The organism is Paenibacillus sp. J5 (assembly GCF_054955055.1).
In genome coordinates this window covers 356,533-368,294 of record NZ_JBUEDD010000006.1, presented here as the reverse complement: position 1 = coordinate 368,294, position 11,762 = coordinate 356,533, and the positions used below count along the sequence as shown (strand labels likewise).

At 55.3% G+C, this 11,762-nt stretch carries 10 protein-coding genes; 4 read left to right on the top strand and 6 right to left on the bottom strand.

Translation table 11 applies throughout. The features are described from left to right. The first annotated feature begins 27 nt into the window (after nucleotides 1-27). Complete coding sequence (gene glpK, locus ACY1JZ_RS13910; RefSeq protein ID WP_270165646.1) at nucleotides 28-1,521, top strand: glycerol kinase GlpK; 1,494 nt, start codon at nucleotides 28-30, stop codon at nucleotides 1,519-1,521. Between the two features lie 261 nt (nucleotides 1,522-1,782). On the opposite strand, the gene ACY1JZ_RS13905 is transcribed toward glpK, so the two are convergent. Together ACY1JZ_RS13905 and ACY1JZ_RS13900 are read right to left on the bottom strand one after the other, a co-directional pair. Then, nucleotides 1,783-2,418, bottom strand: a complete 636-nt coding sequence (locus tag ACY1JZ_RS13905) for a TetR family transcriptional regulator (RefSeq protein WP_270165648.1) — start codon at nucleotides 2,416-2,418, stop codon at nucleotides 1,783-1,785. A 263-nt stretch (nucleotides 2,419-2,681) separates the two neighbouring features. After that, nucleotides 2,682-3,830 (bottom strand): YhgE/Pip domain-containing protein, encoded by a 1,149-nt coding sequence (locus tag ACY1JZ_RS13900; RefSeq protein WP_270165650.1) that lies wholly within the window; start codon nucleotides 3,828-3,830, stop codon nucleotides 2,682-2,684. 258 nt (nucleotides 3,831-4,088) lie between these two features. Here ACY1JZ_RS13900 and ACY1JZ_RS13895 point away from each other — a divergent pair, with 258 nt between their 5' ends. The 3 genes from ACY1JZ_RS13895 (at nucleotide 4,089) to ACY1JZ_RS13885 (ending at nucleotide 7,731) form a co-directional block, all read left to right on the top strand. Continuing rightward, nucleotides 4,089-4,598, top strand: coding sequence for a hypothetical protein (locus ACY1JZ_RS13895; protein ID WP_462629674.1), 510 nt, complete (start codon nucleotides 4,089-4,091; stop codon nucleotides 4,596-4,598). A 246-nt stretch (nucleotides 4,599-4,844) separates the two neighbouring features. Continuing rightward, the gene (locus tag ACY1JZ_RS13890) at nucleotides 4,845-6,155 is read left to right on the top strand and encodes a ParB/RepB/Spo0J family partition protein (protein WP_462629673.1); all 1,311 of its coding nucleotides are present in this window, start codon (nucleotides 4,845-4,847) and stop codon (nucleotides 6,153-6,155) included. Between the two features lie 31 nt (nucleotides 6,156-6,186). Beyond that, a complete protein-coding gene (locus ACY1JZ_RS13885) occupies nucleotides 6,187-7,731 on the top strand; it encodes a YcdB/YcdC domain-containing protein (RefSeq protein WP_462629672.1) in 1,545 nt (514 codons plus the stop codon). A 268-nt stretch (nucleotides 7,732-7,999) separates the two neighbouring features. Here the strand turns inward: ACY1JZ_RS13885 and ACY1JZ_RS13880 are convergent, their stop codons facing one another. The 4 genes from ACY1JZ_RS13880 to ACY1JZ_RS13865 all read right to left on the bottom strand — a co-directional run bounded on the left by ACY1JZ_RS13880 (nucleotide 8,000) and on the right by ACY1JZ_RS13865 (nucleotide 11,544). Next, nucleotides 8,000-8,350, bottom strand: a complete 351-nt coding sequence (locus ACY1JZ_RS13880; RefSeq protein ID WP_020618872.1) for a type II toxin-antitoxin system PemK/MazF family toxin — start codon at nucleotides 8,348-8,350, stop codon at nucleotides 8,000-8,002. Between the two features lie 3 nt (nucleotides 8,351-8,353). Beyond that, nucleotides 8,354-8,635: a CopG family ribbon-helix-helix protein gene (locus ACY1JZ_RS13875; protein ID WP_028563293.1), complete on the bottom strand. Its 282-nt coding sequence runs from the start codon at nucleotides 8,633-8,635 to the stop codon at nucleotides 8,354-8,356. A gap of 381 nt (nucleotides 8,636-9,016) precedes the next feature. Then, nucleotides 9,017-10,198 (bottom strand): alanine racemase, encoded by a 1,182-nt coding sequence (gene alr / locus ACY1JZ_RS13870; protein ID WP_270172629.1) that lies wholly within the window; start codon nucleotides 10,196-10,198, stop codon nucleotides 9,017-9,019. Between the two features lie 155 nt (nucleotides 10,199-10,353). Next, on the bottom strand, nucleotides 10,354-11,544 hold the full coding sequence (locus ACY1JZ_RS13865; protein ID WP_462629671.1) for a LolA family protein: 1,191 nt from the start codon (nucleotides 11,542-11,544) through the stop codon (nucleotides 10,354-10,356). Nucleotides 11,545-11,762: the final 218 nt, after the last annotated feature.

Below are 11,762 nucleotides of genomic sequence, written 5' to 3'. Positions count from 1 at the left end.
ATATATCGAACATGGAAGGATGGTATGATGGGCAGCTACATTTTATCTATCGATCAAGGCACAACGAGTACGCGCGCCATCTTGTTCGGCAAGGACGGCAAGATCGTCGCCTCTGCTGGACAGGAGATTCGTTCTTACTTCCCCCATTCGGGTTGGGTGGAGCAAGACGCCGAGGAAATATGGGTATCCGTGCTTGGCGTCATGGCCTCCGTACTCTCCAAATCAGGTATCCCCGCCAAGGAAGTAGCCGCAATCGGCGTGACGAATCAGCGGGAATCCACGGTCATCTGGAACAAGCAGACCGGAAGGCCAATTCATCGCTCTATCGTCTGGCAATCCAGACAAACCGCAGATATTTGCGAGGAGCTGAAGCAAGCTGGTCACGAGAAGCTGATCCGGCAAAAGACCGGGCTGCTGATCGATCCTTATTTCTCCGGCACCAAGGCCAAATGGCTGCTCGATCATGTCGAGGGTGCGCGCGAGCTGGCGAAGCAGGGAGACCTGCTGCTGGGCACGATGGATTCATGGCTGATCTGGAAGCTGAGCGGCGGCGCTTGCCATGTCACCGACTACTCCAATGCCTCCAGAACGATGCTGTTCAATATACATGATCTTCGCTGGGATGAGGAATTGCTTGCACTGCTGGATATTCCTTCATCCATGCTGCCGCAGGTGCATTCCTCTTCCCAAGTATACGGCACGACGATTCCGCACCATTTCTTCGGAAGCAGCGTTCCCATCGCAGGCTGTGCAGGCGATCAGATGGCAGCGCTATTCGGACAGACTTGCTTTGAGCAGGGGATGGTCAAAAATACGTATGGAACCGGTTGCTTCATGCTCATGAATACCGGAGAAAAACCGGTCTCATCCCAGCATGGACTGCTGACAACGATTGCCTGGGGAATCGACGGCAAGGTGACCTATGCGCTGGAAGGCAGTGTGTTCGTAGCCGGGTCGGCGGTTCAATGGCTGCGTGACGGCCTGCGTATGATCAAGTCCACCAAGGATAGCGAGACCTATGCTGCGCGTGTCGAATCAACGGAGGGCGTGTATGTCGTTCCGGCCTTCGTCGGCCTGGGGACGCCCTATTGGGACAGCGAGGTGCGGGGCGCCGTGTTCGGCCTTACGCGAGCAACGGAGAAGGAGCATCTGATTCGCGCCACGCTCGAAGCGCTCGCCTATCAGACCAAGGATGTGCTGAAGGTGATGGAGGAGGACTCGGGCATGACGCTGCAGACACTGCGTGTGGATGGAGGCGCGATCGAGAACAGTCTGCTTATGCAATTCCAGAGCGATCTGCTCGGCACTCCGGTTGAGAAGCCTGAGAACCGGGAGACGACTGCGCTCGGGGCGGCCTATCTGGCCGGGCTGGCCGTCGGCATGTGGAAGGATCAGGAGGAAATCTGCAAGCTGTGGACTACCGGCGGCGTCTACGAGCCGTCTGCGGATCGCGAACGCTACGCCCGACTGTATCAAGGTTGGAAGCAAGCTGTTCAGGCCGCGATGGCCTTCAAGGTCTAATAGCGCCTACCGGCATTGACCTCGGTCATAAGAGAAACAACATGTATGCAATGGCAAAAAAAAGCGGATACACCTCTAGCAGGAGATGTATCCGCTTCTGTTTGTTCCTTAACCCTTCAGCTCAGCTTATCCTTCAGGGTCTTCCCATTTTTTGGAATACGCTTTGTTCGTTGCCCAGATCGTGGCCCAGATCAAAAATGCAGTGATAATACCGGCTGCAACCCATACGCCTACAGGCACATCCATTGATTAATCCCTCCTTCATGGACGACATGGACGATTATCTCCGTCTTGTCCAGTTTGCTCGTCCTCTCTATAACCAAGTCCTCCAAAAATAAATGCCGTCGCATGCTCTACAAAAGCTTCATGGGGATGCGGCTCCTCCTGGAGCAAAGCCTGAAATTCCGGCTTCCTGGGACCGAACATCAAGATGCCGAGCACAGACATCAACGTCATGTCAGTGGATTGAAAATGAAACAAGCGCTGCCGCTTCCCTTCCTCCAAGCAATCGCGCAACAGACTCCATAACGGAAAGGTATGCTTTCTGACCGTCCCCATCCGCTCGGACTCCATCATCATCTCCTGACGGATAACATTGTGCAGCTCAGGCTCCCCCAGCCTGAAGGCAGACACCTCATAAATAAGCAGCTTAATGCATTCCACCGGATTCCCCCGTACAGCCTCTATGCGCTGCAGGACTTCCTCGGGAAGAGCCTTCTCGAACATGGCTTGAAACACCTTTTCTTTGCCGCCAAAATGATAGGAGACCAGCGCAACGTTGACCCCCGCCTCCTCGCAGATCTGGCGCACTGTTGTCCGGTCATAGCCATACATAGCGAATAATTTTTTGGCAGACTGCAAAATACGCAGCTTACTGTCCCCTTCAGCGTGTCGCATAGCAGCCCCCCTTTCCGTAATCAAAACAGCGCCCGCCATAGGGGGCTCTTTCACTTCACCACTCTAAATTATGAAGCGTATACAGCGTGAAATCAAGCCTTATCTTGCATGTCGCCCTATTTATGGAAAAAACGCCTGCTCCAGATCGGAGACAGGCGCATCCTTAGCGGGATTGTTCGATAGGCTATGTCTTGCTGCCCTGTCTCGGATTAGAGTGGTGATTAACGCAGGCGTAAGCCAAGACTGTGGGAACTGCTGGTTCGTCAAGACGACGCTGCGCCTCTTGTTGCCGGGTCTTTCCGTATCGCGACTGCTCCGGCGCTCAGCAGCGCCGACACAGCCAAGATGAGCAGCAGAGCAAGCGAGGCAGAGCCAACCCCAGTGCCGCCGAACAGCACATCCATGCTGCCTTCCACAGCATACGTAGCCGGCAGCAACTGACCTAATGTCCCATAAAAATCCGGGAGCAGCTCGCGTGGAATCATCGCGCCCGAGGTGACCAGTTGGGTGGACAGCGTAATAATATTTAGCAGCATGCCCGCCATACCTAACCATAGAATAAATAATTGCGCGACAAACATAAAGCACAGCACGAACAGCAACTGGAAGCTCCAGACGGCCAGGAAGCCCTGTGTCATCTGCCCGCCCAGTGCGTACAGGAGAGAGGAGCCGACCAGCGATACGATAACCGCCGCTGCCACATTCAGCAGGCTGCGTGCGCCGAATCTGTGCCATCTGCCGATCTGTCCACTTACCGCGAGCGCCGACTGCTGGAAATTCATCGCCATAATCATCGAGCCCACATAAGAGGCCAGCACCATCATCATAGGCACCATCTGGTTATTCGTTCCCTGAACAGGATTCGAGATTTCCACGTTAGACACGACACGCTCGGACAACTGGCTGGCAGCGCTGGCTGCCTCCTGCTCCGGCATATGCAGTCTACCCAGCAGTGCCTGCGCGCCGCCCGCGATCGCCTGCTTGTTCGCTGCTGCCGTGATCTGGGCCGAGATGCCGGTCATCATGCTCTTCACCATGGCCGGATTCGATTCATTCACATAATAATCCAGTTGGGCAGGCGCATCCTGGGAAGCCAGCGAGGCTGTGAAGCCCTCTGGAATTCGAACCACCATCTGCAGCTTGCGTTCATCCAACAGTTGCTTCGCTTGCTCAAGCGATGCCGCTTCGTCGATCTGCACCGGAAGCGACTCCTCAAGCTGGCTCGCCATCACGAGGCCCGCCTGCCCTTCATCCTCGTTGATAATGCTAATATGGAACCGGTCGATCCGTTCCGCCACCCCGCTGTAGCCTGTCATCCAGATGACCGAAAATATTAGCTGAAACATAACAGCAGTTACAATGCCTACGATTGTCGTGGGCCTCTTCAAAAATGCTTGCAATGCGCCTGTCATTTCTCAACACCCTTTCACTGTGCATGCCATGGATAGAAGCCTTCCTAATTTGATTGCCCCTTCTTAACTCCAATCAAACAATTGTTTTAAATAATTGTTTTAAATAATTGTTTAAAATACATGTTTAAGTATAGTGGACACTTTTATTCGTTGTCAATAGATGATATTCATCCTGCACCTACTCTACATACAGCTAATAATTTCCACTCAAGTGGACATACTAGCGTTAGCGTTACAGATAAAGGAGGACATGAAGAAATGCACCATATATTTGCCGATCACTCACAACGCTGGCTATCCCCGCTGCTCCTGGCTGCTCTGCTCCTGACTATTCTGCTCTTCCCACCCATTACCCATGCACAGGAACAAGAAAGCAGCCACAAGACGCAGACCGTCCTGAGCCAACAGGGTGGAGGAGTGAAGGGCATCCGGGCGTCAGGCGTTCATTACGAGAACTATATTCGCCTGCTGGTAGAGAAATACGCGCCGCAGTCCAAGCAGCAATGGGAGTCTGTTCTGGCAGAGGGCGCACGGCTGCGCCAGCAGCTCGCCGCGCAGAAGCATCACCGGTCGCACGATCCGAATCATAAGCCGCACCCGGAGAACAATCCGCTCCTTGCTCACAAGCAGGTGTTCCGTCAGTTTCATGATGCCATTGCCTCGCAGGACGCAGGCAAGATTCGTGAAGCCCTTCATGCCTTGCTGCCTGTCCACAAAGAACTGAACGCACAGCTAGCACGGCAGCTCCAGAAGCAGACAGCAGCATAGGACGGCTCTGGCAGTCTCTCTAGCAGCACCCTCAATTTCGATATATCCAGCGGTGCATGGCTGTATAGGCTATACTGAACCGCCAATAGACAAAGCACGCTCCCGCGGTGGGGCGTGCTTTGTCTATATGTGGCCTCTCCCGCCTTATTGGCGTCCCTGGCTCTGTGCGGTTACTTTTTACTTGGAAGCTATTATATAATAGTTTCATTGCACTTTATAGTATGAGCACGTCGAAGGAGAATGGAAATGAATGTAGTCAATATTGAACTGGCGCTGATCGATGAGGACAAGGATCAGCCCCGGTACCAATTTCAGCCGGAGGCGATGGAGGAGCTGATGCGCAGTATCTCAGAGCTGGGTCTTCTATCCCCTATCAAGGTCAGACCGACAGCAGACGGCAGGTATAAGATCATCTATGGCAACCGCCGCTATAAGGCAAGCCAGTTGCTGGGCAAGGCAACCATACCGTGCATCATCTCTGATGCCGTCGACGAGATGGACATCTATCTGGAGCAAGTCGCGGAAAACCTGACGCGCGAGGGCTTCTCCCCGATCGAGGAGGCCGAGGCGTTCCACAAGCTGATGCATGACGGACGGTTTCGCAGCTCGCTCAAGCTGGTATCATCGAAGCTCGGCAAGCCGGAGAGCTATATCAAAAACAAATGCGAGCTGCTCAAATTCGGCCGCAGTGTCAAAAAGCTGATCGTGAGCGGCACGGAAATTCGGCGCAATATGCTGACGGAGGAGCAACTGCTCCCGCTCAAAGATCTGCCGATGGAGCATCGCGATCCACTAGCGCTTATTACTGCGCGCGATGCGCTCCCTGTAAGCGATGTGAAGAAGATCGCCAAGCTGTTCAAGGACAGCTCGATCTCTGACAGCACCAAGGAGAAGCTGCTGCTCAAAAATGGCGATGGCCTCATCGAGACATGGTCCGTCTACGAGCAGAACCGCAAGGAGCGCGCCAGGGTGCAGCGCGAGCAGGCCGAGGAAGCGGCGCGCAGGGCGGCGCAGGCCGAGGCGGCGCAGGCGGCCAAAGCTGCGGCAGCCGCCGAGGCTGCAGAGGCCGCCAAGGCTGCGGCGCGGGCGGCCGGGGGCGGTGACGCCACGGCAGCGCAAGGCGCGGGCGCAGGCGCAGGCGCAGCGGCAGCACGTGCCGCGGGCGCAGGCGCAGCGGCGGAAGCAGGCGGCGCAGCGGCGCAGGCGGCGACGCCTGGCGCGCAGCCCGCGGCCGCAGATAGCGCCAGCAGCCTGGCGGGCGACGCCGCAAGCAGCGGGCAGCGCCCGGCAGCTGCAAGCGCGGCAGCCGCTGCTGGCGCAGGCGCGGCGGCACAAGCGCAGCCCGCCGCGGGAAGCCTGGATGAGCTGCTGAGCGAGCTGCTGGCGCTGTTGCCGCGCCAGCAGGAGCTGACGCAGCAGATTCAGGCGCTTGCCGCCATGCCCGCTGCACGCAGCGCAGCGCTGACCGTTCGCGAGGCCGACGCGGTCATCATGGCGCTGCAGGAGCAAGTGCAACAGTGGCATGCAGTGCGTGAACAGCTCCCTCTTTGGCGTTAACTCTAATAACAGCAACAAGGAGGCTTCAGCCTTGAGCAAACAGACGAACGCTACAGATCACACCGAGGAAAAATCGAAGAATATACAAGAGAATATAGTGGAGCAGCAGCCTCCGGCACAGCTTCAGCACCTCAGGTCACAGGCAGAGCAGTTGTTTCCTATCCCTGAGGACTATGAGCTTGTCATTGAACAATTATTGCCGACCCGGTCCGGGCAGGACAACGAAGCTTTATTCGTCTGGAACATGGCAGGCAATGAACACAACAGCATCTCCGTCACCTTATCTGAGCAAGGCAAGGTGCTGGAGTACTCGCTGGCGGAGGAGGCAGACGAGGCGCCGTCCCTAATGACCAAAGAGCAGCTATGGCAGCTTGCAGAATCATTTGTGGAGCAGCATCATCCGGGTGCGCTGGCGCTCTTCCCCTATCGGGAAGAGAGAATCATTCCTGGCGGCGTGCGATATACTTGCTGCCTCACCGCGATGGGCCTGCCGCTCCCGCGTTCCGGCTGCTTCATCATAGTGCGTGAGTGCGGACGGGTTACAGATTTTAAATACTATGGCCTCGTGGAGCCTCCGCCCATCCCAACGCAGATTCGGCCCGCAGCGTTGCTGCTGGCTAAGCTGCGCCGCCAGTTGCAAGTCAGCCTGCAGCTCCAGCTATTGCATGAATCGGTATACAACGATGGTGACGACCTGCTCCACCTTGTGTATGCGCCTATGCCTGCCTGTCTGTTCTTCCCTGCAGCAGAGGAGTCAGAGGAAGGCACTATGATGGAGCAGCATCCTGTGGAATCCACGGCAGAGCAATATGAGTCATTTGAGATGGAAGCCTGGACAGCGGAGAAGGAAGCAGCGTTGCTGCTGCGGACGCCAGAGGAATGGCTGGGCGTTGACGAGGACAACTTCGCTCGTGTGCGCAGCCTTGACCTGAGTGACGAGGTGCAAGGCGTAGTGTGGCAGCGGCGAGACTTGCATCTCTCGAAGGCAGAGCGGACGCTCGATGCGCTCTTCGAGCAGCGAACGGCGGAGACGGTCAAGGCCAAATTCCACAAGCCTACAGGCAGATTACTCGAATTTATGCGCTTCACTACGCCTGCCCAAGACACTGCTTACGCTCTGAACCGCAACGAGTGTCTGCAACGCGCCTTAGATGCCATTCGTTGCTTCTCGCCGGGCCTGCTCCCTTACCTGCGATTGCTACGTGCAGAGGAGCACAGCTCAGAAGCGCAGGAGCACTTCCAATTCGCAGTCGCTGTGCAGGGCATGCCCGTCTGGGGGGAATACATCTCTATCACCGTGCACCGCTCCACAGGCTCTATAGAGCACTATATGGGCTGCCAGCTTAACCCTGAACAACTGGCAACACTGGACACGCAGCCCGCATTTGCCGCGCAGGAGGCGGTAGAACGTTTTGTCGACGCCATTAAGCTGGAGCTGCAATGGGAGCACAGTTACAATGAGCAGAAGCAACCCATATATAAGCTCGTCTATCGGGCCGTCTGCGCCCTAACAGGCAGAGAAGCCCGTCTGCTTGATGCCCATACCGGCGGACTATACTCCAGCAGAGTAAAGTAGGCCCATTGCCACTCGCGGGCAAGCGAATTCTTCTTCGGCTACAGCCTGAGCATACATATCCTGCGCCGTCTGCTGTCGTTGCAAGAGCGGGATATGGGCACGCCCCCAGGAGCAGGGCTCAGACTCATAAGCGAAATCTCCGCGCCCCAGCGAGATTAGAAGCACGAGCAGCACTTGTACATTCTTCTATATGACGAGCAAAGAGCAGTCCTGCCGAGGCAGGACTGCTCTTTGCTTATCCGATAAGGTAACGATGAGAAACGATAGGCTAAAAGTCGATAAGGCCAACACTGATCTGCAGCGCTTCATCGACCTTACGCATCGTCTCATCATCCAGATGCGTAATTTTGTCTGTTAATCTTTGCTTGTCGATCGTTCTGATCTGCTCCAGCAAGATGACCGAATCTCGGTCAAATTCATGTGTAGCCGCATCAATCTCCACATGTGTCGGGAGTTTGGCCTTCTGAATTTGCGCCGTGATGGCCGCAACGATCACAGTGGGGCTGAATCGATTGCCGATATCATTTTGTATCACAAGAACAGGACGCACTCCTCCCTGCTCCGAGCCAACCACCGGTGACAAGTCAGCAAAAAACACATCGCCTCGTTTTACGATCAAGCTCTACACCCCGCTTACAAGACGGCCGAGCGTGCTGTCGGCATCTTCCTCCGCTTGAAAGGCTTCCGAGGCCATATTCAAGTTGATTTTTGCCATCTCCAGATAACCCCGCTGCATCGATTCCCTGATCTGCCGCTTTTTACGCTCAATCAAATACAGCCTCATGGCCTGCCGGATAAACTCGCTTCGATTCGAATTTTCTCTTGCCACAATTCCGTCCACTTCCTGTAGCAAGTGATCCGGCAAGCTAATCATGATTCTTTTGGTGTTCTGCATATTGGCCACCAACTCGCACCCCCAAAACATTTCCGAAAGACCTATTCCCAGTATTTCGCTAAATGACCCGAATTATACATCCTCTTGTATATCCATCCCAATTACCCGCAACAACAGACAGTTTAGCAGCTAACAGAAGCAACCTGTAGTATAGATGATTTTCAAAACGGCTGTCGCCGACTTTGGTTCTTATAGTTGAAACATATCTATGCACAATAGTATGACAATATGATGGACGATCCAACGTTCAACCGGAATTCCCCTGATCTAATAGTTCGTCCTCGAGACAGAAAATCCTTTTCTCAAGAGCAAAAATTTAAAAGGTAAATCCGACCAGGCAGTCATTGCAAGACGGCAACTCCGCTCAGTGCTCCGAAGTAAGCCGCAGCGCTATATCAGCGCCGCATTATACACGGCTACCGTCTGCCCGCTGCGCACGTAGACACGCGGCACGCGCGCAGCCAGCATGCACGTCACCTCATAATTAATCGTTCCTAGCTGATCCGCCACCTCTTCAACCGTAATGCATCCATCGCCCTGGGTGCCGAACAGCACAACCTCCTCGCCCGCCTGTACAGCAGGCTCTCCGGCATCCATCGCCTCATCCAATGCAATCATCAGTTGATCCATGCAGATCGTCCCGCGCACAGGCACTCTGCGGCCACGCACCAGCACCTGTGCCTTGCCAGTCAGCATCCGGCTGTAGCCATCTGCATAGCCGATCGGCACCGTGCCAATCTGTTCGCTAGCAGCAGCGATATAACGCGTGCCGTAGCTGATGCCCCAGCCTGGGGGAACCTGCTTGACCATGACGACCTCCGAGCGCAACGACATGACGGGCTCGAGCCGCACCTTCTGCTGGTGCACCTCCTCAGACGGATACAACCCATACATGCCAATGCCCAGCCGCAGCATGCCACCGGTCCAGGCAGGCAGATCAATCCCGGCAGCACTGTTGCCTGTGTGCATGATCGGGATGCTCCAGCCGCGAGAAGCAATGTAATCGGTGATCTGTGTGAATCGCTCATGCTGCAGCGCTGCGTAGCTCTTATCCGCCTCGTCTGCACTCGCAAAATGCGTAAACAGCCCCTCCACCTCCAGGCCAGGCGCATTCAGCGCCTGCTCCAGAAAGGACGGCCACGGCTCATGCGGCATGAGGCCAAGGCGCCCCATGCCCGTATCAATCTTAATGTGCACCTTCAAGCGCTTGCGCGAGGATGGCAGCCTGGCCGCAGCCTGCAGCACATCCTCGCGAAACAGTGCAATCGTAATCTCCTGCTCCCGCGCCAGCTCCAATGCCTGCACCGGAACATAGCCCAGTACAAGGATCGGCGCTGTAATACCCGCCTGGCGCAGACTTATTGCCTCATCCAAAAATGCAACGCCCAAATAATCGACTCCACACCGCACGGCTTCTCTGGAAATCTCCACTGCGCCATGACCATAAGCGTTAGCCTTAACCGAGGCCATCAGCCGCGTCCCATCCGGCAAGGCCTTGCGAAAAGCAGCCAGATTGCGAGCAAGCGCGTCCAATGAAATCTCCGCCCGGGTCGGTCGATAGTAACTCATCAACATCCTTCACCTTCTCTTCCGACAAACCCATGTAGACTTTATGTTATACGGTTCGACAAGGACTGTCAATGAACCAGCGGAAGGATCGCTCAGGTACGTATTGGGGTCTTTGGATTCGGCTTCCATGGGACACGCCTAAACGCGCCCGGCGCAGGTTATTTCTCCATCAATTGGACAGATTGGGCAACCTTGACCATCTCTGAATCCGGCAGATTGGCGCTCGTCAGGCGGTACTCCATCCCCTCCGAGATCCAGGTCAGTGTACGCTGCTCCTCCCCAGTAACAAAGCCGATCGTAAAGCCAAGATCGATGGTCGAGCTGGGTACCAATGCCGTTGCTTTATCCTTGGGATGCGTCTGGATAAGGGTATAGTCGTAGGTGCCGCTATAGCGCAGCATGACGCCATTGTTGCCGCCGTAGACGATGTCATCCATATCCTTGAGCGCTACCCCTTCCGGCAGATAGGTCGGCTCCATCAGCACCAGTTCGTCCGCTCCAGCCGACGCTTCGCCGCTGCTCGCCTGCTCCCCGGCTCCCTCCTCGCCGCCTTGCTGCTCGGGCTGCGGCTGCTGCACCTCATCCGGCGTCAGAGCGCCCTCGCTATCGCTCGCTGCGCCATCCTCCGGCTTCACTCCATCTGGCTGCTCGCCTCCCTCCTGTGGCTCGAGCGTGGCTTGCCCTTGCTGTCCCTTGCTATCCTCATACTCGCGAGTGGCCGCCTCCATATTTTTGTTCATATCAAAGGCATTGTCCTCGAAGCTCGTTCCAAATTCAAAGGAATCGAACGTCACCTCGACGACGACGGTGCCGTTGGCATCGCTCACCTGCACGTGATCCGGGCGATAATCTGATTTGCTCAGCCATATTTTTTGCCGGGCAAGCGCACCATTCTGGTAATTGGCCATCACATCGAATACATAGGACTCATTTTCCATCGTGAACTGCCTGGAGTTATCCAGCAGAATGCTCTGCACCAGCGTCTGGTACAGATAGACCTGGCCTTGATTTTTCGGCCAATCGCTCTGGAAGCGGAAGCTTTTGTTCAGGTGCGGGGTAAGGACGAAGACGCCGTCATCGTTGCGCAGCACAATTTGCGAGATGTCCTTCTCCTTGTTCTTCAATGCAATTCGGTAAAATTCAGGCTTCTGATACCATACCTCAACCTGATATTCCAATGGCTGCTGTCCGGTCAGCAGCTTCATTGTCCCTGTTCCTTTGTAGCTCTGCAGATCGCTTACCACTTTTCCCAAGTCCTTGACTACCGATTCAGCATCCTTCGTTCCGCAGCCGGCCAGCAGCAGCGATACAATAACGATAGCAACTGCGATCCATTTGATGCGACGCATGAAGATCATCCCCTTTGGCACAATGTTTTAACAGGCTGATAACATGTCTATGAGGGAACTTGGACGATTATGCGGACGGGTTTGACGAGCATGACAAATTGTGTGGACTGCCCTTCTGCCTCATCGCTATCCAGCGGGCCAACACATGCTACAATTGAACTTCCGCCAAACCGCTTCATCTATGCTATGACAGACTGCGAGGAAGACAGCTTTAGCGC